The organism is Roseomonas acroporae, from assembly GCF_023223525.1.
Taxonomy (GTDB): domain Bacteria; phylum Pseudomonadota; class Alphaproteobacteria; order Acetobacterales; family Acetobacteraceae; genus Roseomonas_E; species Roseomonas_E acroporae.
The window spans coordinates 1-24706 of sequence record NZ_JALPRX010000023.1 but is presented as its reverse complement, the minus strand read 5'-3'; the positions used below and the strand labels follow the sequence as shown (position 1 = coordinate 24706).

Annotated in this window: 20 protein-coding genes and 1 tRNA gene; 10 read left to right on the top strand and 11 right to left on the bottom strand. The window is 75.1% G+C overall.

Annotated features, from left to right (window positions below; genetic code table 11):
* Window positions 1-59: 59 nt before the first annotated feature.
* The gene (locus M0638_RS06475; protein ID WP_248666150.1) at window positions 60-494 is read right to left on the bottom strand and encodes a response regulator; all 435 of its coding nucleotides are present in this window, start codon (window positions 492-494) and stop codon (window positions 60-62) included.
* Window positions 491-2005, bottom strand: a complete 1515-nt coding sequence (locus M0638_RS06470) for a sensor histidine kinase (protein WP_248666149.1) — start codon at window positions 2003-2005, stop codon at window positions 491-493. Before M0638_RS06470 ends, M0638_RS06475 begins: the two co-directional genes overlap by 4 nt.
* Before the next feature lie 154 nt (window positions 2006-2159).
* Here M0638_RS06470 and M0638_RS06465 point away from each other — a divergent pair, with 154 nt between their 5' ends.
* Window positions 2160-3332 (top strand): alpha-hydroxy acid oxidase, encoded by a 1173-nt coding sequence (locus M0638_RS06465; RefSeq protein ID WP_248666148.1) that lies wholly within the window; start codon window positions 2160-2162, stop codon window positions 3330-3332.
* A 97-nt stretch (window positions 3333-3429) separates the two neighbouring features.
* Here M0638_RS06465 and M0638_RS06460 read toward each other — a convergent pair whose 3' ends face one another.
* Window positions 3430-5769 carry a sensor histidine kinase gene (locus M0638_RS06460; RefSeq protein WP_248666147.1) on the bottom strand — a complete coding sequence of 780 codons (2340 nt, stop codon included), beginning with the start codon at window positions 5767-5769 and terminating at the stop codon, window positions 3430-3432.
* 274 nt (window positions 5770-6043) lie between these two features.
* Between M0638_RS06460 and M0638_RS06455 the strand changes: the two genes are divergently transcribed.
* The 8 genes from M0638_RS06455 to M0638_RS06420 all read left to right on the top strand — a co-directional run bounded on the left by M0638_RS06455 (window position 6044) and on the right by M0638_RS06420 (window position 15996).
* Window positions 6044-6463: a DOPA 4,5-dioxygenase family protein gene (locus M0638_RS06455; protein ID WP_248666146.1), complete on the top strand. Its 420-nt coding sequence runs from the start codon at window positions 6044-6046 to the stop codon at window positions 6461-6463.
* Window positions 6464-6707: 244 nt separating this feature from the next.
* Window positions 6708-8381: an acyl-CoA synthetase gene (locus tag M0638_RS06450; protein ID WP_248666145.1), complete on the top strand. Its 1674-nt coding sequence runs from the start codon at window positions 6708-6710 to the stop codon at window positions 8379-8381.
* Between the two features lie 496 nt (window positions 8382-8877).
* Window positions 8878-11079: a catalase/peroxidase HPI gene (katG, locus tag M0638_RS06445; RefSeq protein ID WP_248666144.1), complete on the top strand. Its 2202-nt coding sequence runs from the start codon at window positions 8878-8880 to the stop codon at window positions 11077-11079.
* A 188-nt stretch (window positions 11080-11267) separates the two neighbouring features.
* Window positions 11268-12254, top strand: a complete 987-nt coding sequence (locus tag M0638_RS06440; protein ID WP_248666143.1) for a Dyp-type peroxidase — start codon at window positions 11268-11270, stop codon at window positions 12252-12254.
* A gap of 139 nt (window positions 12255-12393) precedes the next feature.
* On the top strand, window positions 12394-13608 hold the full coding sequence (locus M0638_RS06435; RefSeq protein WP_248666142.1) for an amidohydrolase family protein: 1215 nt from the start codon (window positions 12394-12396) through the stop codon (window positions 13606-13608).
* 171 nt (window positions 13609-13779) lie between these two features.
* Window positions 13780-14109, top strand: coding sequence for an RNA-binding S4 domain-containing protein (locus tag M0638_RS06430; RefSeq protein WP_248666141.1), 330 nt, complete (start codon window positions 13780-13782; stop codon window positions 14107-14109).
* Window positions 14110-14560: 451 nt separating this feature from the next.
* Window positions 14561-14893, top strand: a complete 333-nt coding sequence (gene fdxA / locus M0638_RS06425; RefSeq protein WP_248666140.1) for a ferredoxin FdxA — start codon at window positions 14561-14563, stop codon at window positions 14891-14893.
* A 302-nt stretch (window positions 14894-15195) separates the two neighbouring features.
* Window positions 15196-15996 (top strand): CarD family transcriptional regulator, encoded by an 801-nt coding sequence (locus M0638_RS06420; RefSeq protein ID WP_248666139.1) that lies wholly within the window; start codon window positions 15196-15198, stop codon window positions 15994-15996.
* 314 nt (window positions 15997-16310) lie between these two features.
* On the opposite strand, the gene M0638_RS06415 is transcribed toward M0638_RS06420, so the two are convergent.
* The 4 genes from M0638_RS06415 to M0638_RS06400 all read right to left on the bottom strand — a co-directional run bounded on the left by M0638_RS06415 (window position 16311) and on the right by M0638_RS06400 (window position 20435).
* Window positions 16311-17099 carry a Bax inhibitor-1/YccA family protein gene (locus M0638_RS06415; RefSeq protein WP_248666138.1) on the bottom strand — a complete coding sequence of 263 codons (789 nt, stop codon included), beginning with the start codon at window positions 17097-17099 and terminating at the stop codon, window positions 16311-16313.
* A 397-nt stretch (window positions 17100-17496) separates the two neighbouring features.
* Window positions 17497-18945 carry an FAD/NAD(P)-dependent oxidoreductase gene (locus M0638_RS06410; RefSeq protein ID WP_248666137.1) on the bottom strand — a complete coding sequence of 483 codons (1449 nt, stop codon included), beginning with the start codon at window positions 18943-18945 and terminating at the stop codon, window positions 17497-17499.
* A 100-nt stretch (window positions 18946-19045) separates the two neighbouring features.
* Window positions 19046-19303 (bottom strand): (2Fe-2S)-binding protein, encoded by a 258-nt coding sequence (locus tag M0638_RS06405; protein ID WP_456316027.1) that lies wholly within the window; start codon window positions 19301-19303, stop codon window positions 19046-19048.
* 13 nt (window positions 19304-19316) lie between these two features.
* Window positions 19317-20435 (bottom strand): NAD(P)/FAD-dependent oxidoreductase, encoded by a 1119-nt coding sequence (locus M0638_RS06400; protein ID WP_248666135.1) that lies wholly within the window; start codon window positions 20433-20435, stop codon window positions 19317-19319.
* A 283-nt stretch (window positions 20436-20718) separates the two neighbouring features.
* Between M0638_RS06400 and M0638_RS06395 the strand changes: the two genes are divergently transcribed.
* On the top strand, window positions 20719-21219 hold the full coding sequence (locus M0638_RS06395; protein WP_248666134.1) for an HD domain-containing protein: 501 nt from the start codon (window positions 20719-20721) through the stop codon (window positions 21217-21219).
* A gap of 192 nt (window positions 21220-21411) precedes the next feature.
* Here the strand turns inward: M0638_RS06395 and M0638_RS06390 are convergent, their stop codons facing one another.
* The 4 genes from M0638_RS06390 to tenA all read right to left on the bottom strand — a co-directional run bounded on the left by M0638_RS06390 (window position 21412) and on the right by tenA (window position 24544).
* Entirely contained in the window at window positions 21412-22332 is a 921-nt protein-coding gene (locus tag M0638_RS06390; RefSeq protein WP_248666133.1) for a dihydrodipicolinate synthase family protein, read from the bottom strand.
* 190 nt (window positions 22333-22522) lie between these two features.
* A tRNA-Met gene (locus M0638_RS06385) sits at window positions 22523-22597 on the bottom strand.
* Between the two features lie 19 nt (window positions 22598-22616).
* Window positions 22617-23759 (bottom strand): tRNA 2-thiouridine(34) synthase MnmA, encoded by a 1143-nt coding sequence (gene mnmA, locus M0638_RS06380; RefSeq protein WP_248666132.1) that lies wholly within the window; start codon window positions 23757-23759, stop codon window positions 22617-22619.
* An 11-nt stretch (window positions 23760-23770) separates the two neighbouring features.
* Window positions 23771-24544, bottom strand: a complete 774-nt coding sequence (gene tenA / locus M0638_RS06375; RefSeq protein ID WP_248666131.1) for a thiaminase II — start codon at window positions 24542-24544, stop codon at window positions 23771-23773.
* Window positions 24545-24706 lie beyond the last annotated feature (162 nt).

The following is a 24706-nucleotide window of genomic DNA, read 5'->3' as shown; positions in this document are numbered from 1 at the left end:
GGAACGGCCGGGCGCGGAACGGCCGGGCGCGGGGCGCGTGCCGCGGCGCGCGGCCGGGCTCACGGGGCTTCCGGCACCTGGATCACCGCCAGGAACAGGCCGAGCTGGCGGATCGCCTGGGCGAAGGTCTCGTAGTTCACCGGCTTCGTGATGTAGACGTTGCAGCCGAGCTCGTAGCCGCGGCGGATCTCGCGCTCGTCGTCGGTGGTGGTGAGCACGATCACCGGCGCGAAGCGCAGCTTCGGGTCCTCCTTCAGCTTCGCCAGGATGTCGAAGCCGCTCATGTCGGGCAGGTTGAGGTCGAGCAGCACCAGCACGGGGCGGCCGTTCGGGCCGTCGGGGCCGAACAGGTGCTCGATGGCCGCGGTGCCGCTCGCGAAATGCCGCACCTCGTTGAAGACGCCGGCGCGCTTGAGGTTGCGCTCGATCAGGCGGGCATGACCCTCGTCGTCCTCGACCATCACGATGGTCACGGCCTGGGCGGCGGTGTTCATGGCTGATCGTCCCCTGTCGTCGCGACTGTAACCCTGGGCAGCACGATCCGGAACACCGAGCCGCGTCCGGGCTCCGAGTCGCAGCCTATGGAGCCGCCGAGGCGGCGGACCAGGGCGCGGACATGGGCGAGGCCGATGCCCTCGCCCGGCCGGTCCTGGGCGCCGGAGCGGCGGAACAGCTCGAAGATGCGCTCGTGGTCGCGGGCCGGGATGCCGCGGCCGTTGTCCTCGACCTCGTAGACCGCCTGCCCCCCGGCCGGGCCGCCCACGGGGCCGCGGTCGAGGCGGCCGCGCACCTCGATGCGGCCGGGGCGGGCGGGGTCGAGGTACTTCACGGCGTTGTCGAGCAGGTTGCCGAAGATCTGCTCCAGCGCGATTCGGTCCGAGGTGAGGTCGGGCAGGTCCGGCGCCACCTCGATGACGGCGCCGCGCTCCTCGAGCTGGTGCCGCACGGTCTTGGCGAGGCCGCCGACCAGCTCGGCCATGCGCAGCCGCTCCGGCACCAGGCGCCGCCGGCCCTCGCGCGAGAGCCTGAGGATGGCGTTGATCAGCCCGTCCATGCGCTGCGTCGAGGAGCGGATGAAGGAGACGGCCTCGGGCAGGTCCTCGCGCGCGGCGGTGCGGGCCTCGGCGGTGAGCAGCGCCGGGGCCTCGGCCTCGACGCGGTCCACCAGGGCGCGCAGGGATTCGACGCCGATCTCGAACTCGGCGGTGAAGCCCATGACGTTGACCAGCGGCGCGCGCAGGTCGTGGCTGACGATGTAGGCGAAGCGCTGGATCTCGGCGTTGGCGGCCTCGAGGTCGGCGGTGCGCTCGTGCACGCGCCGCTCCAGCGCGGCGTTGGCCGCCTGCACCTCCCGGCCCGCCTGCTCCAGCTCGGCGGCGTAGCGGCGGAACAGCCAGAGCGAGAAGCCGGCGACCAGGACGATGACGGCGATGGCGGCGAGGGTGACCCAGAGCAGCCAGCGCGCATTCGCGACGAGCCGGCCGGTGGCGTCGGTGAGCCGCGTGGTGGTGGTGCCGATCAGCCGGTCGATGTCGAGGCGCGCCTCGTCCATCAGGCGCCTGCCGCGGTCGGTGCGCACCACGGCGACGGCGCCGGGCAGGTTGCCGGCATCGACCAGGGCGATGGTCTCGGCCAGCTCGGCGAGCTTCTCGTCGGCGAGGCGGCCGAGCTCGCCGGTCATCTGCCGGCCGGTGGCGGTGACGGTGACGGCGGCGAGCCGCGCCAGCAGGTCGGGCAGGCGGGCGCGCGCCTCCTCGTAGGGGGCGAGGTAGGCGCGGTCCTGGGTGAGCAGGTAGCCGCGCTGGCCGGTCTCCAGGTTCTGGAGCTGCGCCAGGGCCTGGTAGGCGAGGCTGCGCACCAGCTGGGTCTGCTCGACGCGGGCGGTGAAGCCGCGCGTCTGCTCCACCAGCCAGAGCGTGGCGCCGCCGAGGCCGAGCAGGCAGAGGAAGCCGACCAGCAGCAGGGCGAGGGTGGCGCGGCCGAGGGCGGTGCGGGTGAACGGCATCGCGGTGGTGGAAGCAGGAAGTCGGGGCGGTGACAAGGTGGGCGGGGCGAATCAGCCTCGGCGGGTCGCCGGCAGCCCGTTGCGGGGCGCCGCGAAGCCGCGCAAGGTCGCGCCCGAAAAGCCCCCACGCAGGGGCGGGACGGAGGGGACTTCCATGCTGAACCAGACAGGGGGGCTGAACCAGACCGGGGGTCTGAGCCAGACGGAGGGGCTGAGCCAGACCGAGGGCCGGTTCCTGACCCTGCACGAGCTGGTGCGGGCGGCGCGCGCGGCGCTGCACCCGAATGTCTGGGACTATCTGGTGGGCGGGACGGAGACCGAGACGACGGTGCGGCGCAACCGCGCGGCGCTGGATGGCTGGGCGTTCCGGCCGCGCGTGCTGCGCGACGTGTCGCGCATCGACTGCACGGGGCGGTTCCCATGGGGGCGGTTCCAGGGGCGGTCGATCCGGCTGCCGGTGATCCTGGCGCCGGTGGGCGGGCTCGAATCGCTCGATTTCGAGAAGCAGGGCGGGACGACGGTGGCGCGCGGGGCGGCGGCGTTCGGGGTGCCGTTCATGGCCAGCTCCGTGACGCAGCCGGGGCTGGAGCCGATCGCGGCGGCGGCGGACGGGCCCAAGGTGTTCCAGCTCTACGTGCGCGGCGACGATGCGTGGGTGGACGACGTCGTCGCGCGCGCCGTGGCGGCGGGGTACGACATGTTCTGCCTGACGGTGGACACGGCGGTCTATTCGCGGCGCGAGCGCGACATCGCGCGGCGCTTCGCCAAGCCCTGGCGCGCCACGGTGCAGGGCAGCGAGCAGAGGCACCAGGCGGCGCTGAGCTGGCGCGAGGTGGCGCGGTTCAAGGAGCGGCACGCGATCCCGCTGATCCTGAAGGGCATCGGCACGGGCGAGGACGCGGCGCTCGCCTGCGAGCACGGGGTGGACGTGGTCTACGTCTCGAACCATGGCGGGCGGCAGCTCGACCACGGCCGCGGCTCGCTGGACGTGCTGCCGGAGGTGGTCGAGGCGGTGGCGGGGCGGGCGCAGGTCTGGATGGATGGCGGGGTGTACCGCGGCACCGACCTGGTGAAGGCGGTGGCGCTCGGGGCCGATCTCGTCGGGCTCGGGCGGCTCTATTGCTACGGGCTGGCGGCAGCCGGGGCCGAGGGGGTGGTGCGGGCGCTGGAGCTGCTGGAGGTGGAGGCGGCGGAGTGCCTGGGGCTGCTCGGGGCGACGGGGTTCGGGCAGCTCGACCGCGCCTGCCTCGCGCCGGCGCGGCCGGTGGCGGAGCCGCACGTGCACAGCGCCTTCCCGCTGCTCGACACCGAGTACCCGCCCGGCTGAGGCCGGCGCGCGGGACCGGCCCGCCTGCGCCGGGACCCGCGCGGGCCGGAAGCAGCCCTGCGCCGGAGGCGCGATCAGTCCTGCGCCGGGGGCGTGATCAGTCCTGCGCCGGGGGCGCGGCGTCGACGGCGAAGCGGCCGGGGGCGATGGCGAGCACGCAGCGCAGCCCCTCCGCCTCCCAGTGCCAGGCGGGCATGGCGCCGAGCTGCGCCCGGGCGGTGGCCTCGATCAGGCGCACGCCGAAGCCGCGCGACGGGTGGGCGGCCACGGCCGGGCCGCCGCGCTCGCGCCACTCGACCCGCAATTCCCCGCCCCTTCCGCCGACGGACCAGCACAGCGACACCGATCCTTCCGGGCGCGACAGCGCGCCGTGCCTGGCGGCGTTGGTCGCCAGCTCGTGCAGCGCCATGGACAGGGCCTGCGCCGCCTGCGGCTCCAGGTGCACGGAGGGACCGTCGAGCCGCACGCGGGGCGGCCGGCCGGGGCCGGCGGCATAGGGGCGCAGCTCGCCCTCGGCGATGGCGCGCAGGGCGGTGCCGCTCCAGCCGCCATCGGCCAGCAGGGCGTGCACGCGGGCCATGGCGCCGATCCGCGCCTCCACCGTCGCGGCGAAGGCCGCCGCGTCGTGGCGCGGCGCGAGGCGCAGCAGCGAGATCACCACGGCCAGGGCGTTCTTGGCGCGGTGGTCCACCTCCTGCACCAGCAGGGCGCGCCGCTCCTCGGCCTCGCGCCGCTCGGTGATGTCGAGCAGGATGCCGGCGGCACGGCGCGACGGGGCGGCGCGCCCCGGTCCGGCCGCCGGGGGCGCGATCCGCCGGCCGGCGACCGCCAGCCAGCGCCAGCCATCCTGGCGCCGCAGGCGGAACTCGTCCTGCAGCTCGGCGCCGTCGCCCGCCCGCAGGCGGCGCAGCAGCGCGTGCAGGCGCGGCCGGTCCTCGCGATGCACGCGGCGGTACAATTGCCGCACCGTGGCGTCGGCCGGCAGGCCGCAGAGCGCGGCGGCGCGGGCGGACCAGGTGAGGCCGCCAGCGGGGCCGGCACCCGCCTGCCCCGCCCCCCCTGCCCCGTCGAGATCGATCTCCCAGGTGCCGAGGCGCGCGGCCTCCAGCACCAGATGCAGCCTGGCCTGGCTGGTGCGCAGCGCCTCGCCCGCCGTGCGGCGCGCGGCCGCCTCGCGCAGCGCCGCCTGCGCCTCGGCCGCGCTGCGGCTGCGCTGCAGCGCCAGGTAGGACAGGGCCAGCAGCGCCAGCAGCGCCGGCAGGCCGATGGCGAGCTGCGGCAGCAGCACCTCCCGCCAGCGCTCGCGGATGCCGCCGGCGGGCCGGGTGACGACGACCCGCAGGCCGTAGTCCGGCAGGGGTCGGGTGGCCGTCACGCCGTCGCTCCGCCCCGGGCCGGCCTCCGACGGACCGGGGTCCGCGGCGGCGCCGGACGCGGGGGGACGAGGTGCGTCGGGATGGCGCGCCAGCATCTGGCCGTCCTCGCGCACCAGGGCCACCACGTCGCCGGGACTGGCGAGGCGGCCGAAGCCCTCGGCGATCACCGGCGGACGCAGCAGCACCACCACCACGCCGTCGAAGCCGTCGACGCCCGCCGCCTTGTTGCCGGTGTCCTGCCGCCGCAGCGCGACGGCGAAGGGAACGCCGGCGACGTGGCCCTCCCCCGGCTCCTGCCGCTCCGTGGCGATCCGCACCTCCGGCGCGCCGGGGCGGCGCAGGGCGGCGTGGTAGTCCCGGTCGCGCAGCGACACGTCGCGCGGCACGGGGTCGAGGTCGGCGCTGACCAGCGGGTAGCCGTCGCGGTCGAGGACGAGCAGCGTCGCCACGGCGGGGGCGCGGCCCGTCATGCGGCGCAGGGCGAGATGCAGGCTCGGCTCGTTGAGGCGCACCGTGGCGTCGTCGAGGCCGCGCAGCAGGTCGTTCACCCCGCGCGCGAGCAGCACCTGGCTGTCGAAGGTGCGCGCCGCGTACTCGGCCACGGCATCGGCGGTGTGCTTGACCTCGTGGCGCGCCTCTCCCCAGGCGCCGCGCCAGGTGACCCAGGCGCCGGCCGCCATCAGCCCGATCGGCGCCAGGATGGCCATGAGCAGCAGCAGGTAGAGGGCGGGCGACAGCGGCGCCGCGCGGCCGTTCAGGGCGTCCCAATGGGCGGTCCAGCGGGCGGTCCAGCGGGCGGCCCAACGGATGGCCCAGCGGATGGCGGAGCGGCGGGCGAAGGCGGCGGCCCGGCGGCCCGGCCGCGACGCGCGGGCCAGGAGCCGGCCGGGCCGCCACGCCGTGCCGGGCCTGTGGCCGGGCGGGCCGGCACCCTGGCCGTCGGGGGCCGCCGGCCGGTGCCAGGTGGGCGCGCCTTCCCCGGCGCCAGCCTGCCGGCCCGGACGACGGGTGGTGCCGGCGGCCTCGATCGCGCCGTGTTCGTAGGAGGTCCCGGCGCTCAAGGTCGGCTCGGATGCTCGGAGAAAAGGGAATGCCCGCTTCTATCGCTGATTGCATACCAGGAGCAATAATTCCTGTTCCAAGTCGATCAGATCCACGAAATGAAACCTTCTGGTTGTTTTTTCATAAGAAATTCTCCATTTTCGCGAAATCCCGTCGGCGGCGAGGGCGCCGTTCTCCTGCCGGCGACCGTTCCGGCCCCTTCCCAGCGGCGCCGGATCCGTCCAGGCTGGCGACGGCCCGTGCCGACATCGCCGGCCGGGGCGGAGGGAGCGCATGGAACACCCGGCCATGCCGGCGGATCCCGCCGCGATCGCCAGCTACCACGCGCACATCTATTTCGACGCGGCGACACGGCCGGCGGCGGAGCGGCTGCGCGGCTGGATCGGGGCGCGCTTCGCGGTGCAGCTCGGCCGCTGGCACGAGAAGACGGTGGGGCCGCACGCCGCGCCGATGTACCAGGTGGCGTTCGACAAGGCGCTGTTCGCGGAATTCGTGCTCTGGCTGATGCTCAACCGGCTCGGCCTGACGGTGTTCGTGCATCCCAACACCGACGATCCCTGGGCCGACCATCTGGTCCACGCGCTGTGGCTGGGGGCGGTGCTGCCGCTCTCGGCCGAGGGGCTGCCGCGCTCGCTGGCGGCGCGTGGCGAGGCGCCCGCGCCGGTGGTGCCGAACACCGCGCCGGGCGGGTGAGTCGAGGCCGGCGCCCCTTCCGTCCGGCATCGTGGCCTCGGGGAAGGCGCCGCCTTCCCCGAACCCCATCCGGCAGGAGGGCGGAGCCCGCCCAGGCCTCTTCCCGTTCGCCGATCGGGCATCGGCGACAGCCGGAGCCCCCGCCGATGGCCGACCGTCCGGCTCGTCGTCATCCGGTGGCCGCCGCTGCCGGCGGGCCTCGCCCCCTGATAGGATCGCCGCACGGAACAGGGGAGGCGACGCGGTGAGCGGTCCGGGAGAGAGCGACGCGGCGGCGCGATGGGCGCGTCACCGGGCGGATTTCCGCTGGTCGGTGCCGGCCCGGTTCAACATCGGCCTCGACATCTGCCGCCATGCCGCCGGCCCGGACAGGCCGGCCGTCATCGCCGCGGAGGCGGACGGCACGACGCGGGTGACGGGCTTCCACGCGCTCGACCGGCAGAGCAGCCGCTTCAGCAACCTGCTGCGGGTGGAGGGCTTCCTGCCCGGCGACCGGCTGGCGATCCTGCTGCCGCAATCGGCCGAGGTGGCGATCGGGCATCTCGGCGCGTTCAAGGCGGGCGTGGTGAGCGTGCCGCTCTTCGTGCTGTTCGGCGCGGAGGCGCTGCTCTACCGGCTCGCCGACAGCGGCGCGCGCGGCGTGCTGACCGACATGGAGGGCCTGGCGCGGCTGCTGCCGCTGCTCGGGCAGCTGCCGGCGCTGGAGCGGATCTGGGTGACGGGCGCGGGCTTCGTGCCGGCGCCCGGCATCGCGTGGGAGGCGGCGCTGGCCCAGGCCTCGCCGCATGGCGAGCACGTGCCGACGGGCGCGGACGACCCGGCGCTGATGATCTACACCTCCGGCACCACCGGCAACCCGAAGGGGGCGCTGCACGCGCACCGCGTGCTGCTCGGGCACCTGCCGGGCGTGGAGCTGCCGCACGACTTCTTCCCGCAGCCGGGCGACCTGATGTGGAGCCCGGCGGACTGGGCCTGGATCGGCGGTCTGCTCGACGTGCTGCTGCCCTCGCTGCACCACGGCGTGCCGGTGCTGGCGCACCGGGCGCGCAAGTTCGACCCCGAGGCGGCCTATGCGCTGATGGCGCGGCACGCGGTGCGCAACGTGTTCATGCCGCCCACCGCGCTGCGCCTGCTGCGCGCGGCCGGTCCGCCGCCGGCGGGCGTCGCGCTGCGCAGCATCGCCAGCGGCGGCGAGACCCTGGGCGCGGAGCTGCTGGAGTGGGCGAAGGCGGGCTTCGGGCTGACGCTGCACGAATTCTACGGCCAGACCGAATGCAACCTGGTCGCGGGGAATGCGAGCCGGCTCTACCCGGTGCGGCCGGGATCGCTGGGGAAGCCCTATCCGGGGCACCGCGTGGCGATCGTGGACGCCGAGGGGAACGAGCTGCCGGTGGGCGAGGCCGGGCAGGTCGGCGTGGCGCGGCCCGATCCGGTGATGTTCCTCGGCTACTGGAACAACAGCCGGGCGACGGCGGCGAAATTCGCCAATGGCTGGCTGCTGACCGGCGACACGGCCCGGCAGGACGAGGACGGCTACCTCTGGTTCGTCGGGCGCGACGACGACGTGATCACCAGCGCCGGCTACCGCATCGGGCCGGGCGAGGTGGAGGACTGCCTGGCTCGCCACCCGGCGGTGGCGGTCGCGGCGGTGATCGGCGTGCCGGACCCGGTGCGCACCGAGCTGGTGAAGGCGTGGGTGGTGCTGCGGGACGGGTTCGCGCCCTCGGCGGCGCTGGCGGCGGAATTGCAGGGCTTCGTGCGCGAGCGGCTGGCCGCGCACGAGTATCCGCGCGCCGTGGAGTTCGTGGACGCGCTGCCGGTGACGGCGACGGGGAAGATCCAGCGCGGCGTGCTGCGGCGGATGGAGCGGGAGCGGGCGGCCGGAGCGGCAGCGCGGGGGCACGATCCGGCGACGTGACCGCCAAGCCGGGCCACGCGCGGGGTGGGGGGATGCACGCTCCCCGGCCTGCCGGCGACGCCCGGGAATGGCGGGGACGCCGCGGATCGACAGGAAGAACCGAACACAGAGACCGGAAAGATCGATTTCTCGCCCGCCTGCCGGGTCGCTAGCGTCCGGTTCGACGGGGACGTTCCCGCGGGACGAGGCGGCGCGGCGACCGGTTCGCCCGACCGGTGCGCGCAGCCGCCGGAGGATGTCCGATGCCGCCGAGGCCGCCGCGGAGGCGGGGCGCGGCGTTCGCCGGGAAGGGCGGGCGGGCATTGCCCGTCGTCGGGTTTTGCCTCTTGCTAGACGGGATCGGGCCACTCCTTACTAGGCCCGCTCGGCGAGAGGGGATGCGGGTGCCGGCCCGCGGGGGTGGCGACGCGGCAGGGGCCGCACGGCCACGAGGCCCCCGGTGGTGCCGTCATTTTCTCACAGCAGGCAGAAGAACAGAGCCAGTGGAGAAGCGGTCATGAACGTCGAAGCCAAGTGCCCGATGGGCGGTGGTACGGTGCAGGGCAGAGCCGTCCTGTTCGAGATGACCAACCGCCTCTGGTGGCCGAACCAGCTCGATCTCTCGGTGCTGCACCAGAACTCCCCGCTGATCGACCCGATGGGCAAGGGCTTCGACTACGCCGAGGAATTCCGGTCCCTCGACCTCGCGGCGGTGAAGGCCGACATCTTCGCGCTGATGACGGATTCGCAGCCCTGGTGGCCCGCCGATTTCGGCCATTACGGCCCGCTCTTCATCCGCATGGCCTGGCACAGCGCCGGCACCTACCGCATCGGCGACGGGCGCGGCGGCGGCGGCTCCGGCCAGCAGCGCTTCGCGCCGCTCAACTCCTGGCCCGACAACGCCAACCTCGACAAGGCGCGCTTCCTGCTCTGGCCGATCAAGGAGAAGTACGGCCGCAAGCTCTCCTGGGCCGACCTGCTGATCCTCACCGGCAACTGCGCGCTGGAATCGATGGGTCTGAAGACCGCCGGCTTCGGCGGCGGCCGCGTCGACGTCTGGGAGCCGGACGTCACCGTCGACTGGGGGCCGGAGCGCGAGTGGCTGGGCGACAAGCGCTACAGCGGCGACCGCGACCTCTCCCACCCGCTCGCCGCCGTGCAGATGGGCCTGATCTACGTCAACCCCGAGGGACCGAACGGCAACCCGGACCCGGTGGCCGCCGCCCGCGACATCCGCGAGACCTTCGCGCGCATGGCGATGGGCGACGAGGAGACCGTCGCGCTGGTCGCCGGCGGCCACACCTTCGGCAAGACCCACGGCGCCGCCGACCCCTCGCAGTACGTGGGCCCGGAGCCCGAGGGCGCGGGCCTCGAGATGCAGGGCCTCGGCTGGGCCAACAGCTTCGGCAGCGGCAATGCCGGCAGCACCATCACCAGCGGCCTGGAGGTGACCTGGAGCTCGACGCCGACGAAGTGGAGCAACAACTTCTTCGACAACCTGTTCGGCTACGAGTGGGAGCTGACCAAGAGCCCCGCCGGCGCCCACCAGTGGACGCCGAAGAACCCCGACCCCGCGCATTTCGTGCCCGACGCGCACGACCCGTCGAAGAAGCATCCGCCCTCGATGCTGACCACCGACCTCGCGCTGCGCTTCGACCCGGCCTACGAGAAGATCTCGCGCCGCTTCCACCAGAACCCGGACGAGTTCGCGAAGGTCTTCGCCGAGGCCTGGTACAAGCTGACCCATCGCGACATGGGGCCGCACATCCGCCTGCTCGGGCCCGAAGTGCCGGCCGAGCCGCGCATCTGGCAGGACCCGCTGCCGCCCGCCGACCACGCGCCGATCGACGAGGCGGACGTCGCGGCCCTCAAGGCGAAGCTGCTCGACTGCGGCCTGTCGATCCCGCGACTCGTCGCCACCGCCTGGGCCTCGGCCTCGACCTTCCGCGGCTCCGACAAGCGCGGCGGGGCGAACGGGGCGCGCATCCGCCTCGCGCCGCAGAAGGACTGGGAGGTGAACGAGCCGGCGGCGCTGGCCGACGCGCTGGCGAGGATCGAGGCGGTGCAGCGCGAATTCAACGGCGCCGCCACGGGCGGCAAGCAGGTGTCGCTGGCCGACCTGATCGTGCTCGGCGGCTGCGCCGCGGTGGAGGCGGCGGCGAGGAAGGGCGGACACGACGTCACCGTGCCCTTCACCCCGGGCCGCACCGACGCGACGGACGAGCAGACGGACGCCGAATCCTTCGCGCCGCTGGAGCCGAAGGTGGACGGGTTCCGCAACTTCGTCAGCGGCCCGCAGACCTACTCCCCCGAGGAGATGCTGATCGACCGCTCGCACCTGCTGACGCTGACCGCGCCGGAGATGACGGTGCTGATCGCCGGGCTGCGCGTGCTGGGCGCCAATGTCGGCGGCTCGAAGCACGGCGTCCTCACCGACCGGCCGGGGACGCTGAGCAACGACTTCCTGCGCAACCTGCTGCGCACCAGCACCACGATGAAGTGGACCGCCGTTGGGGACAACCTGTTCGAGGCGAGCGACCGCGCCACCGGCGAGAAGAAGTGGTCCGGCACCCGCGTCGACCTCGTCTTCGGCTCGAACTCGCAGCTCCGCGCGCTCGCCGAGGCCTATGCGACGGACGATGCCGAGGCGGCGTTCGTGGACTCCTTCGTGGCGGCGTGGACCAAGGTGATGAACCTCGACCGGTTCGACCTGCGCTGATCCGGCCGGGCCCGTCGCGCGCGGCGGGCCGGAAGGGGAACGGGCCTCCGGCGGCGACGCCGGGGGCCCGTGCCGTGCCGGGGGCCGGGAGACGCGCGGACGGCGCGCCGCCATGGCCGCGAGCCGGGCCTGGACGACGGCGGGCGGGACGTCTGTTATTCACCGCGCGACGGGACGGGGTGCCGGGGATGTCGGAGAAGAGCTGGGACCGGGTGCCGATCGACGCCCAGAGCATCGACGCGCCGCTGTCGCGCGCCGCCGTCTTCCTCGTCCTCACCGTCCCGGAGGGGGACGCGGCGCTCGGCAAGGTCTGCGCGACGCTCGACGGGCTGGCGGACCTGGTCAAGACGGTCGGGTTCCGCGACCTCGGTGCGCGGCTCTCCTGCATCGTCGGCATCGGCAGCGCGCTGTGGGACAGGCTGCGGCTCGGCCGGCGGCCGCTGGAGCTGAAGCCCTTCGCGCCGATCAGGGGCGCCCGGCACGACGCGCCGGCGACGCCGGGCGACCTGCTCTTCCACATCCGCGCCGAGCGGGCGGATTTCTGCTTCGAGTTCGAACGGCTGCTGCTCGACGGGCTGGGCGACGCGGCGACCGTCGCGGACGAGGTGTGCGGCTTCCGCTACTTCGACGCGCGCGACCTGCTGGGCTTCGTGGACGGCACCGCCAACCCGACCGGCCCCGACCTGCCGGCCTCGGCGCTGGTGGGCGGGGAGGACGAGGAATTCCGGGGCGGCAGCTACGTCGTCGTGCAGAAGTACCTGCACGACCTCGGCGCCTGGGGGCGGGTGCCGGCGCCGGAGCAGGAGGCGATCATCGGCCGCACCAAGCTCGACAACGTCGAGCTGGACGACGACGACGCGCCGCGCAAGTCGCACAAGACGCTCGCCACCATCGTCGACGAGCAGGGCGCGGAGCACGACATATTGCGCGACAACATGCCCTTCGGCCGGCCGGGGCGGCGGGAGTTCGGCACCTACTTCATCGGCTATTCGCGCCGGCTGTGGGTGATCGAGAAGATGCTGCAACGGATGTATGTCGGCGAGCCGGCGGGCGCCTACGACCGGCTGCTGGACTTCTCGACGCCGGAGACGGGGACCACCTTTTTCGCACCGTCCCGGCCGACTCTGGAGGCGCTGGTCGAGGCGGCGCAGGCCAGGATCAAGGGAGGGGGCTGAGCGGGGCCGGCGACCCGGCGCGTACGGCACGCCCCGGACCCGGGCCGCATCCGGTCTCCCCGTCCATCCTGTCCCGCCGCCGGCCCCCTCGCCCGCCGCCCGCGCTACGCTGCCACCCGACGAGAGCCGGAGCGATGCCGTGACCCGAGACCTGCTGCTGCGCGACGTCCGCCCGATGGGCGGGCCGCCCGTCGACCTGCTGATCCGCGACGGGCGCATCGCCGCGCCCGGCACGCCGCCGGCGCCGGACGCGGCGGTGGAGCAGGGCGGCGGCGCGCTGCTGCTGCCGGGGCTCGTGGAGGGGCATACGCATCTCGACAAGACCCTGCTGGGCATGGGCTGGCGGCCGCACCAGGCGGGGCCGGCGATCATCGACAAGATCGAGACCGAGCGCCGGCTGAAGCGCGAGTGGGGGATCGACCCGGCACGGCAGTCGGCGCGGCAGGTGGCGCAGTCGGTCGCCTTCGGCACCACGGCGATCCGCAGCCACGTGGACGTGGACGACGTGATGGGGCTGGAGGCGGTCGAGGGGGTGATGGAGACGCGGGCGGCCTGGGCCGACCACGTGTCGATCGAGGTGGTGGCCTTCCCGCAATCGGGCATCGTCGCGCGGCCGGGCGTCGCGGCGCTGCTGGAAGGGGCGCTGCGGCTCGGCGCGGACATCGTGGGCGGGCTCGATCCCTGCGCCATCGACCGCGATCCGAAGGGGCATCTCGACGTGGTGTTCGGGCTGGCCGAGCGGTTCGGGCGGCCGGTGGACATCCACCTGCACGAGCCCGGCGCGCTGGGCGCCTTCAGCCTGGAGCTGATCCTGGAGCGCGCCGAGGCGTTGGGCATGCAGGGGCGGGTGACGGTGAGCCACGCCTTCTGCCTGGGCGATGCGGAGCCGGCCACGGTGTCGGCGCTGCTGGAGCGGCTCGCGCGGCTGGACGTCGCCATCGCCACCACGGCGCCGGCGAGCCGGCCGGTGCCGCCGGTGCCGAGGCTGCGCGAGCTCGGCATCCGCGTCTGCGCCGGCAACGACGGCATCCGCGACACCTGGAACCCCTACGGCAACGGCGACATGCTGGAGCGGGCGATGCTGACCGGGCTGCGCTGGAACTGCCGGCGCGACGAGGAGATCGCCATGGCGCTCGACCTCTGCACCACGGGCGGCGCGGCGGTGCTGGGGCTGGCGGATTACGGGCTGGCGCCGGGCTGCTGGGCCGACCTCGTGCTGGTGGCGGCGGAGTCGCCGGCCGAGGCGGTGGTGGCGCGGCCGCCGCGCCGGCTGGTGCTGCGGCGCGGCCGGGCGGTGGCGCGAGACGGCGTGGCGGCCGGGCCGGGCGGCGAGGCGGCGCAGCCGACCGGATGACGGCGGGAAGTCCGGTGGCGGGGAGCCCGGCGGCGAGCGGGCCGGCAGCGGGTGGACCGGCGGCGGGTGGACCGGCGGCGGTCAAGGCTGCGCGCGCCGGTGGCGGCGAGGCTTCCGGCGCGGTCCCTTTCCCCCCTACCCTCCCCGCCTGACGGGACGGGGACGGGACGGGTGGCGGAAGCCGAGGACCGGGACTGGCAGCGCGTGGACAAGTGGCTGTGGTGCGCGCGCGTGGCCAAGACCCGCGCCGCCTGCGCCCGGCTGGTCGAGACGGGCGGGGTGCGGATCAACCGCCAGCCCACCGACAAGCCGCACGCCAGGCTGCGGCCGGGCGACGTGCTGACCTTCGCGCCGGGGCGCGCCGCGGTGCGCGTGTGGCGAATCCGGGCGCTGGGCGACCGGCGCGGGCCGGCGGCCGAGGCGCGCGGCCTGTACGAGGAGTTGCCGCCCGCCGAGCCGGGGCCGCCCGGCGGCGTGTCGCAGGACGGCGCCCGGGGCTGATGCCGGTCGGGCGAGGACGACGCGGACCGGTCGGCGCAGGGCGGTCGGCGCGGGGGCGAAGGGGCGGGGGCGAAGGGGCGGCCGCGCCATGGGGATGGCGGCTTCGCGCCCGCGGGCACGCCGCCTGCCGGCGATCCGCGCCGACGCACCGGCGCCTTCCGACGGACGCAGCGCCGCCATGTCGCCGACACGCTTGCCAGTCGGGCATCCCCGCGCCATGTGTCGCGGCGGTGCGCGGCGGCCATGCCCTGCGGTCCGTCCCGGCGCGCCCCGTCTGCCCGACATGTCGCGGGGCAGGGTCCGGCCGGAGCCGGCCCGGCCAGGCGCCGGGGCCGGCGCGGGCACCGGCTCCGGGCCGCATCGGGCCCGCCGCGACCGGCCGACCCCGAACCCCGACCCGCTCGCCCGGGCGGCCAGCCGGGCGGTCCGCGATCCTGCCCTGGAGCCGTGCATGACCTACGTCGTCACCGAGAACTGCATCAAGTGCAAGTACATGGACTGCGTCGAGGTCTGCCCGGTGGACTGCTTCTATGTGGGCGAGAACTTCCTAGTGATCCATCCCGACGAGTGCATCGACTGCGGCGTGTGCGAGCCGGAATGCCCCGCCGAGGCGATCGTGCCCGACAGCGACGACCGTGCGGCGGAATGGGCCGAGCTGAACCGCACCTATGCCGGGAGCTGGCCCAACATCACCCGCAAGGGCGACACCCCGGCCGATGCCGACGAGTGGAAGGACAAGCCGGACAAGAAGGCGCTGTTCAGCCCCGAGCCGGGCAAGCCCTGATCCGCCTCCCGGCGCTGGGGCCGGCAGGCCGGAGCAGCCGGGCGGGGCGGGCGGGATGTTGCACCGCCCGCGACAGGGGCTCCTGCCGGGAGCCATGATGACAGGGGATGACGCGGTAAGTCATTTCTGGTACATTTCCACCCCTGGGCCGTCGGTCGCCGGAGCGCGTCGGCGGCTCTCCCGTTTCAGATCGGCGCCGCCATGCGGGGCGGCATCGGTGCCGTGGCCAGGGCTCGTGTCGCGGCCAGCATGGCCGGCACGGCCATTCGTGGCACAGGCAGCAGGAAGGACATAGTTCGGGCATGAAGGCGCAAAGCCGCAAACAGTCCGCCCCGGAAGCCGTCGCCTCCGACATCCCGCCCGCTGCCAACCCGGAGCAGGCCCGCGCCGCCGGCGCCGGCAAGGCCGCGGTGGCGGCGAAGGTCGCGAGTCCGGCCAGGACCGCGCCGGGCAAGCCGGCGCCGGCCAAGGGCGTACCGGCGCGCGCGACGCCACCGGGCCTCGCCGAGACGCAGGCCATGGCGCCGCTGCCGCCCGACTTCGACCTCATCGAGGAGGACGAGGACGAGGACGATGCCCCGCCGCCGCCGCCCAAGCCGGTGCGGGTGGTCAAGCCCGAGGAGTTCAGGGCGGGCGACCACGTCGTCTACCCGACCCACGGCGTCGGCACGGTGCAGGGCATCGAGACCATGCAGGCGGCCGGGCTCTCGCTCAAGGTGATCGTGGTCACCTTCGAGGAGAACCGCATGACGCTGCGGGTGCCGATCAACAAGGCCGCCTCCTCCGGCCTGCGCAAGCTCGCCACCACCGAGGGCATCGAGGAGGCGCTGCAGACGCTGCGCGGCCGTGCCCGCATCAAGCGCACCATGTGGTCGCGCCGGGCGCAGGAATACGAGGCGAAGATCAACTCCGGCGACCCGGTGGCGATCGCCGAGGTGGTGCGCGACCTGCACCGCAACGCCGGCCAGCCCGACCAGTCCTTCTCGGAGCGGCAGATCTACGAGCAGGCGCTCGACCGCCTCGCCGCCGAGGTCGCGGCGATCGACCGCACCGACAAGGCGGCGGCGTCGGACAAGATCCAGGCCTACATGAAGGGCGCCTGAGCGCCGGTCCCGGAGGGCGGAGCCGCGCCGGGCCCCGTGGCGTTCTCGTGACGCCGGAGCCGTTCCGGCCTTTCGATCCGGGGCATCTTCCGGCCGCTGGGCGCGTGCGCCCAGCCCGGAAACGCCCCAGGCGGCACGCAACGGGAACCGCGGCGCCACCGCGGCGCCGTGCGGGCCATGGCGGGAAAGCGAAAGCAGGAAAGCGAAAGGGCCCCGGGGATCGCTCCCCGGGTCCCTTTTCCGGTCGGCCCGCGCGGCGGGTGCCGCGCGGGTCGTGTCCGGCGCCAGTCGTTCTGGCAACAGTCGTTCTGACGTCAGTCGTTCTGGCGCACGCCCATGAACTGCAGCATGAACTGGAACAGGTTCACGAAGTTCAGGTAGAGGCCCAGCGCGTCCATCACGCTGCGCTTGCCCGCCAGCTCCGTGCCCTCCGCGTAGGCGTACTCGATGTAGTCGGACTTGATCCGCTGCGTGTCGTAGGCGGTGAGGCCCACGAAGATCACGACGCCGAGCACGCTGATCGCGAACTGCAGCGCCGAGGACTGCATGAACATGTTCACGAGGCCGGCGATGATGATGCCGATCAGGCCCATCATCATGAAGCTGCCCATCCGCGTCAGGTCGGCGTTCGTGGTGTAGCCGTAGAGGCTGACGGCCGCGAACATGCCGGCGGTGACGAAGAAGGTGCTGGCGATCGAGGCGCCGGTGAACATCAGGAAGATCTGCGACATGCTCGCGCCCATCGCGGCGCAGAATGCCCAGAACAGCGCCTGCGCGGTGCCCTTGCTCAGCTTGTTGATGCCGAAGCTCAGCACCAGCACGAAGGCGAGCGGCGCGAAGATCGCGGCGTAGCCGAGCAGCGTCGGGTTCGCCGCGACGCCGCGCGGCGTCACCACCCGCTCCCAGAACAGCGCCGTGATGGCGGGCTGGCTGGCGATCAGGTAGGCGACGATGCCGGTGAGGGCGAGCCCCGAGGCCATCCAGTTGTAGACCCGGAGCATGTACGCCCGCAGGCCGACATCGATGGCGGCGGCGTCGGCGGCAGCAGGGCGGCCCCAGCCAGCCGGCGTCCCCTGCGTGTACCGATAGTCGGGAAGGGCCATGGGTCGGAAAGCTCCTCGTCTCGGGCGGAATGCCCGGTCGCGCGAATATATGGAGAATGTGTAATCTGAGATCAATGGTTTGCCGACGGCCGGCGGCGGGTGATGCGTTGCCCGGGCCGGACCCGTCGGACGGCGAGCTTGCGGCCGGGAGCCTTACATCCGGCCTACGGCCACCCGAACAGCTCCCCGGCCGAGCCGCCGGAGATTCGCGGCCGGGCGGCTGGCCGAGCGGGCCCGCCCAGCCTGCCGCGGTCCGGCCGGGACCGCAATTCGCCATGGGCTCCGTACCGGAGCGGCTTCAAGCCGCCGGGCCTGTCCGCCGGCCGGCGAGCCGCTCCGCGGATCCCGTTCGCCATGGCTTACGGCGCCGCTCCGGCGCCTTGTTTTCCGGGCAGCCTCACCCGATCGGGTCATCCGCCTCCGGCAGCGGCCCGGCCAGCGCGCCGACCGTGACCGGCCTGTAGGGGGCGCGCGGCCGCAGCACGCCGGCCGCCGGGACGGGAATGCCGCGCGCCCCTGCCACCAGCGCGGCGACGGTGGTGCCGCAGAGCCGCCCCTGGCACGGCCCCATGCCGGCCCGCAGGAAGGCCTTCACCTGGTTGGGGCCGGTGGCGCCGAGGCGGGCGGCGGCCCGCACCTGCCCGGCCGTCACCTCCTCGCAGCGGCAGACGACCGTGGCGTCGTCGGGCGGGGCGAGCACGGCGGGCGACGGGGCGTAGAGGCGGTCGAGGAAGGGACGCAGGGCGAGCGCCCGGCGCAGCGCGGCGCGCGGGGGCGCGGCGCGGGCGTCGCGCGCGGCGGCGTCCAGCCGGCCGAGCCGGTACGCGGCGTCGAGGGCCGCGAGCCGGCCGGCCGCCACCGCCGCCTCCCAGCCACCGATGCCGCCGCCATCGCCCGCCACGGCGATGGCCGGGTGGCTGGTGGCGCCCCAGGCGTCGAGGCGGGGCCGCCAGCAGAACTGGCCGGCATCCCATTCGTGCGCCAGCCCGAGGGCGCGGGTGACGTGGGTGGACGGGATCACCCCCTCGTGCAGCAGCAGCGTGCCGCATTCCAGCGTGCCGCCTTCCCAGGCGACGCGGCGCAGGCGGGAATCGCCCCCGGCGCGCAGGCCGCGCACGCCCGGGACGACGCGAAGGCCGCGGGCGCGTGCCTCGCGCATCAGCGACACGCCCTTGCGCAGCGCGGCGCGGCCGGACCACAGCCCGCCCGCGCGCAGCGCCCGCGGCAGCGCGCCGCCGGACGAGGTCTCCAGCAGGGTCAGCGGGCCGGCGCCCGCGCGCAGGAGCTGCACCGCCAGCAGCCAGCAGAGCGGCCCCTGGCCGGCGATCGCCGCCGCGCCCTCCGGCACGGCGCCCGCGGTCTTGAGCAGGATCTGCGCGGCGCCGGCGGTGAGCACGCCGGGCAGGGTCCAGCCGGGGATCGGCACCGGCCGCTCCTGCGCGCCGGTGGCGAGCAGGACGCGGCGCGCGGCGACCTCGCCGGCCGCGCCGTCCGTCACGGTGGAGAGGAGGCCGGCATCGGCGTCGAGGTGCCAGAGGGCGGTGCGGGGGCGGTAGTCGAGGCGCGCGGAGGCCCCGATGGCGGCGCGCAGGCCGGCGACGAGCCGGGCGCCGGAGTCCCGGTCCTCGCCGGCCAGGGCAGGATCGCCAGCGGAATCACCGGCGGGATCGCCAGCGGGATCGCCTGCCCCGGCCTCGACGGCGCGGAAGACCTGGCCGCCGGGGGTCGGCTGCTCGTCGATCAGGACGACCGAGAGGCCGAGCGCGTCGGCCTCGACGGCGGCCGCCATGCCGGCGGGGCCGGCGCCGACGATCGCCAGGTCGCGGGGAGCGGGGCCGGGGGTCATGCGGCGCGGCGCGGGGGCGACGCGTCCGCGCCGCCGGGAAGGGCGGCGCCCGCCCCGGCGGGCGGGGCGCGGAGGCGGCGCGCGTGCGGGGGCGGCCCGCTCATGCCGCCCGCACGCCTCGCTGCGGCGCGATCCGCATGCCCGGCGCCACCGTCACCATGCAGGCCTGCCGGTTCGGCACGCCGTCGATCTCGGCGAGGCAGTCGAAGCAGACGCCCATCATGCAGTAGGGCAGGCGCGGCGCGCCGGAGACGGGCGTGGTCCGGATGGCGGGCAGGTCCGAGAGCAGCACGGCGGCGGCGGCCGAGGCGCCCGCGGGCACCAGCACCGGCCGGTCCCCGACCAGCACCTCCACCACGGACGGGCGGGCCTCAGGCCGCGTTCTGAACATCGAAGCGGCCCGCGCCGAAGGGGGACATGGCGGTGGTGAGGGCGCCGGCGGCGATCATCGGCGCCAGCAGCCGGGCATGCGCCGCGGCGAGGGTGACGCCCGAGTGGCAGGTGGCGAGGAAGGCGCCGGGGAAGCGCTCGGACTGGTCGTAGATCGGCCGCCCGTCGGGCGACATGACGCGCAGCGCCGACCACGCGCGGACGACGTTCAGCCCGGCGATCCAGGGGAAGCACAGCACGGCGCGGCGGGCCATGTCGCGCAGGACGGGCGGGGACTGGGTGAGCGTGTCGAAGCCGGCCTCCTCGGCGCTGTTGCCGATCAGCAGCGAGCCCTCCCCGGTCTGGCGGATGTTGACCAGCGGCATGGGCAGGACCGGCGCGGCGCGCTCGGTGACGATGATCTGGCCGCGCTCGGGCCGCAGCGGCGCCGAGAGGCCGACCAGCGGCGCGAGGGCGGCGTTGCCGAGCCCGGCGGCGAGGACGAGGCGCGGGGCGCGCAGCGTGGTGCCGGCCGCCTCCACCGCGAAGTCGTGCGGGGCGGGGCGCAGGGTGGCGACCGTGGTGTTCGGGTGGTAGGCGCCGCCCGCGTCGCGGAAGGCGGTGTGCAGGGCGCGCAGGAGATGCAGCGGGGAGGCATGGCCGTCATAGGGCGTGTAGCTGCCGCCGACCACGCGCGGGCCCAGCCCCGGCAGCATCTCGCGCAGCGCGGCGGGATCGAGGAGCCGGTACTCGTAGCCGGCATTGCCGGATTCGCGGCGAAGCCGCGCGAGGGATTCGGCGCGCTCGGCCAGCTCGGCCTCCGAGAGGCAGAGCGTGACGCCGCCGGGCTGGTGCAGGGCGGGGTCGATGCCGGTGGCCTCGCGCAGCGTGGCGGCCAGGGCGGGCCATTCGGCGGCCGAGTCGCGGGTCCAGCGCTGGTAGTGCGGCGCGCCGATGCCCTTGGACTGCACCCAGACCAGCCCGAAATTGCCGCGGCTGGCGCGATGCGCGACGTCGCCCTCGTCGAGCAGCGCGACGGCGAGCCCCTGGCGCTGGAGCCCGTGCGCGATGGCGACGCCGACCAGCCCGCCGCCGACGACGATGGCGTCGGTGGCGCTCATGCCGGCGGGGCGTGGCGCGGATCGCGGCGCGGGCGGCGTGGCGGCGGATGGGGCATCGGCGGCGGCAGTGTCCTGGTGGCGCGCCCTCGGAACGCGCGGTGTGCCGGCGGCGGCGGCGGCGCTACCCTGGCGCCGCCCTGACACCACCTGGGGCCGATCATCCGACATGGCGGGTGGGTCGTGAAGGGCCGCGCCACCCGCGAAGGGGCGGATCGGGGAACGGATCGGCCGCCGTGTGATCCGGGTGGCCATGCGGGATGGAAACGATGGAGCAGGCGGCGGCATGACCGGCCTCGACCTCACCGACCCGGCCATCCGGCCGGCCTGGCACCTGGCGCAGCGCCTGCACGCCGGGCAGATCGACAAGGGCGGCGTGCCCTATCTCGGCCACCTGGAGCGCGTGGCGCGGCGGCTGGTGGCGCTGTTTCCCGATGCCGGCCCGGCCGAGATCCAGGCGGCGCTGCTGCACGACGCGATCGAGGACACGGCGGCCACGGCCGAGATGCTGCGCGCCGCCGGCATCGCGCCCGAGGCGGTGGCGATGGTGGAGCGGCTGACGCGCGACCGCGCCGTGCCCTATCTCGACTGGATCCGGGCGCTGGCGGCGAGCGGCGACCGTGGGGCGCTGCGGGTGAAGCTGGCCGACAACCTCGACAACAGCGACCCGGCGCGGCCGGCGATCCCGGGCGGGGCGGCGATGCTGCGGGACCGCTACCTGCCGGCGCGGGCGATCCTGGAGCGGGCGCTGGGGCGGGCGGCGGACAGGGGCGGGGCGGCGGGCTGAACCGTGCCGCCACGCCCCGTGGCGCGGACGCCTTGAGCATTTTCAGGCTGGGTGTACTCACCCGACGGCTCGGAAAATGCGAGAAACCAAAAGGCTGGAGCCGTTCCGGCCTGACTATATCAGGCCGGAACGGCTCCAGGCAGCGGACGCCCGGGCGCGCCGCCGGACGGCGTGTCGGCCGGCGGGGCGGTGTCAGGCGGCCGCGGACAGGCCGTGCAGCACCGCGGCCACGCGGTCGGTGTCGGCCGGCGAGAGGGGCAGGATCGGGCGCGGCGGCGCGGCGCGGCAAAGGCCGAGCAGGTTGGCGGCGGCGTAGACGACGCGCAGGCTGCTCAGTTCCCGGAAGAGTTGCCAGAGGGGCGCGAGTTGCGCGTCGAGGCGGGCGGCCAGCGCCGCGTCGCCGGAACGCGCCGCGCGGCAGAGGGCGAGACAGGGGGCGGGCAGCAGGCCGCCGGCCACGCTGTACCAGGCGGCGCCGCCGGCCAGCAGCGCGCCCGCCGCGTGCCAGTCCACGCTGTAGCCGAGGGCGAAGCCGTCCGGGACCGTGGCGCGCAGCGCGGCGTGGCGGGCGGCGGCCTCCGGCGCGGGCGGGGCCGGGTTCTTCACGGCGACGATGCGCGGCACCCCGGCGAGGCGGGCGAGCAGGGCGTCGCCGACGTCGAAATGCGTGGTGCCGGGGTTGTTGTAGACGCAGAGCGGCAGGTCGGTGGCGGCGGCGACGGCGGCGAAGTGCCGGAACACCTCCTCGTCCTTCAGCGGCGTGTAGGAGACGGGGGCGAGCAGCAGGCCGTCGGCGCCGGCCTCGGCCGCGTCGCGGGCGAGGTCCTCGGCGTCGTCGGTGCGCAGCGCGCCGATGCCGACGATGAGCGGGGTACGCCTCCCCGAGGGGCCGGCGAGCGTGCGCGCGGCGGCCTCGATGGCGCGGCGGCGCTCGGCGCGGGCGAGATAGGCGTAGGTGCCGGTGCTGCCGAGCAGGCCGATGGAGTCGACGCCGGCGGCGGCGAGTCGCTCGACCAGGCCGGACAGCGCCTCCGTGTCCACGCGGCCCTTCGGGTCGGCGGGGGTGATCGGGAAGGCGGAAAGGCCGTGGAACGGGTTCGGGGCGGCGGGCATGGCGGGGCTCCTTCGCATCCGTCGATGCGCCGGGAGCGGCGCCGGGGAAAGGGCCGGGTGCGGCGGAACGGGGGAGTCCACCACCGCATGGCGCGGGCGGAAAACACGAAGCCGCCCGGGGCGCAGGCCCCGGGCGGCTTCGTGTCCGGAGGCCGCAGCCTCCCGGGCCGTGCCGGCCCGTTCACCTCACTGGTAGCGGCGGACGGATTTGAACCGCCGACCAAGGGATTATGATTCCCCTGCTCTACCGCTGAGCTACGCCGCCATCGGTGAGGGCGCGGGAGTTAAGCCGCCGCTCCCGCGCTGTCAACCTTCCCCGCCGCCTCCACCCGCGCGGCCGGGGCCGGGCGGCGCAGGAAGCCGCCGCCCAGCACACGGTCGCCGTCGTAGAGCACGCAGCCCTGGCCGGGGGCGACGATGCCGGGCTCGTCGAGGTCCAGGCGAAGCAGGCCGGCGCCCCCCTCCGCATCGGCATCCCAGCGCGCCGTGGCCGGACGCGGCGCCTCGCGGGCGCGCAGCTTGACGGCGCAGCGCAGCGGGGCGGCGGGCGGCGGGACCAGCCAGTTCACCTCGCCGGCCTCGACCGAGGCGCGCGGCAGCGCGGGGGCCGGGCCGACCACCACGCGGCGGCGCGGCGCATCCAGCGCGGCGACGTAGAGCGGCGTCTCCCCGTCGCGCGAGGCGTCGCCGAGTCCCCTGCCCTGCCCCACCGTGTAGCGCGCGATGCCGGCGTGGCGGCCGAGCACGCGGCCGTCGAGATGGACGATCTCGCCGGGCTCGGCGGCGTCGGGGCGCAGCCCGGCCACCACCTCGTGGTAGCGGCCGCTGGGGACGAAGCAGATGTCCTGGCTGTCGGGCTTCGCCGCCACGGCGAGGCCGAGCCGCGCCGCCTCGGCGCGCACGGCGGCCTTGTCGGGGAAGTCGCCCACCGGGAAGCGGCAGAATTCGAGCTGCGCGCGGGTGGTGGCGAACAGGAAGTAGCTCTGGTCGCGCGCCGGGTCGGCGGCGCGCAGCAGGGCGGGGCCGTCGGGCAGGTCCACGCGGCGGGCGTAGTGGCCGGTGGCCAGCGCCTCGCAGCCGAGGTCGCGGGCCAGCGTGACGAGGTCGGTGAACTTCACGGTCTGGTTGCAGCGGACGCAGGGGATCGGCGTCTCGCCGCGCGCGTAGCTCCCGGCGAAGTCGTCGATCACCGCCTCGCGGAATCGGCGCTCGCGGTCCAGCACGTAGTGCGGGATGCCGAGCCGGTCGGCCACGTCGCGCGCGTCGTGGATGTCCTCGCCGGCGCAGCAGGCGCCCTTGCGGCCGGTCGCCGTGCCGTGGTCGTAGAGCTGCAGCGTAGCGCCGATCACCTCGTGCCCCTGCTCGCGCAGCAGGCCGGCGGCGACGGCGCTGTCCACGCCGCCGGACATGGCGGCCAGGATGCGCATGGCGCCCCGCCTCAGGCCGGACGGCCGGGGGTGCCGGCCATCTGGATCCAGCCGGTGCGGTCGCGCCGGTAGCCGGGGCGCCAGCCGGGTTCGGCCGCGTCCAGCCCCATCTGCCAGAAGCGCGCCTCCAGCCGCGTCGCCTCGGTGAAGGTGGCGGCGAGGGCGGCGAAGCGGATCTCGCCGCCATGGCTCTCCCCAAGCGCGTCGATGCGCGCGGCGGCGGCCTTGGCCAGCGCCTGGTAGCCGGGGGCGGCGTAGGCGTCGATCCAGCTCTGGTAGGGATTGCCCGCCTCCAGCCGCCCGGGGTCGCGCAGGATGCGGCGGGCGATCTCGCCGTAGCCGACCGTGCAGGGCACCAGCGCCACCTCCAGGTCGAGGATGTCGCCGGCGAAGCCGCGGTCGAGCACGTAGCGGGTGTAGGCGACGGTCTCGGCGGCTTCCGGCGTGCGCCGCAGCTCGGCCTCCGGGATGCCCCAGCCGGCGCAGTAGCCGACGTGCAGCCGCATCTCGTCGAGCAGGGCGCCGATGGTCGCGGTCTTGTCGCGCATCGCGTCCAGGCTCTCGGCCTTGAACACGGCGAGCGCCTTGGCGCGGGCGAACTGGATCAGGAACAGGTAGTCCTGCACCAGGTAGCGGCGGAACGCGTCCTCGGGCAGCGTGCCGTCCGAGAGGCCGCGCACGAAGGGGTGCCAGGCGTAGTGCTCCCATTCCGCCGCGCAATTGTCGCGCAGGCGGCGGAACAGGCCGCCGGGGGCGCCGAAATCGGCGGGGTCTGGGTGCTGCATGGAGCGGATATAGGGCGGATCGGCGGGCGACGGAACGCGCGCGCGGCGGCGTGACGCGCGGGCCGTCCCCGGGGCTGGCCCTGGGGCTGGCCCCGGGGACGGCCGGCCGGGAGCCGGTCGGCGGGGGGGCGGGCCCGGCCAACCCGGGCGCCCCGCCCGGCG

Coding starts and splice junctions, on each gene's coding strand:
- M0638_RS06475 (WP_248666150.1), bottom strand. CDS start 494: ATGAACACCGCCGCCCAGGCCGTGACCATCGTGATGGTCGAGGACGAC.
- M0638_RS06470 (WP_248666149.1), bottom strand. CDS start 2,005: ATGCCGTTCACCCGCACCGCCCTCGGCCGCGCCACCCTCGCCCTGCTG.
- M0638_RS06465 (WP_248666148.1), top strand. CDS start 2,160: ATGCTGAACCAGACAGGGGGGCTGAACCAGACCGGGGGTCTGAGCCAG.
- M0638_RS06455 (WP_248666146.1), top strand. CDS start 6,044: ATGGAACACCCGGCCATGCCGGCGGATCCCGCCGCGATCGCCAGCTAC.
- katG (WP_248666144.1), top strand. CDS start 8,878: ATGAACGTCGAAGCCAAGTGCCCGATGGGCGGTGGTACGGTGCAGGGC.
- M0638_RS06440 (WP_248666143.1), top strand. CDS start 11,268: ATGTCGGAGAAGAGCTGGGACCGGGTGCCGATCGACGCCCAGAGCATC.
- fdxA (WP_248666140.1), top strand. CDS start 14,561: ATGACCTACGTCGTCACCGAGAACTGCATCAAGTGCAAGTACATGGAC.
- M0638_RS06420 (WP_248666139.1), top strand. CDS start 15,196: ATGAAGGCGCAAAGCCGCAAACAGTCCGCCCCGGAAGCCGTCGCCTCC.
- M0638_RS06415 (WP_248666138.1), bottom strand. CDS start 17,099: ATGGCCCTTCCCGACTATCGGTACACGCAGGGGACGCCGGCTGGCTGG.
- M0638_RS06410 (WP_248666137.1), bottom strand. CDS start 18,945: ATGACCCCCGGCCCCGCTCCCCGCGACCTGGCGATCGTCGGCGCCGGC.
- M0638_RS06400 (WP_248666135.1), bottom strand. CDS start 20,435: ATGAGCGCCACCGACGCCATCGTCGTCGGCGGCGGGCTGGTCGGCGTC.
- M0638_RS06395 (WP_248666134.1), top strand. CDS start 20,719: ATGACCGGCCTCGACCTCACCGACCCGGCCATCCGGCCGGCCTGGCAC.
- M0638_RS06390 (WP_248666133.1), bottom strand. CDS start 22,332: ATGCCCGCCGCCCCGAACCCGTTCCACGGCCTTTCCGCCTTCCCGATC.
- mnmA (WP_248666132.1), bottom strand. CDS start 23,759: ATGCGCATCCTGGCCGCCATGTCCGGCGGCGTGGACAGCGCCGTCGCC.
- tenA (WP_248666131.1), bottom strand. CDS start 24,544: ATGCAGCACCCAGACCCCGCCGATTTCGGCGCCCCCGGCGGCCTGTTC.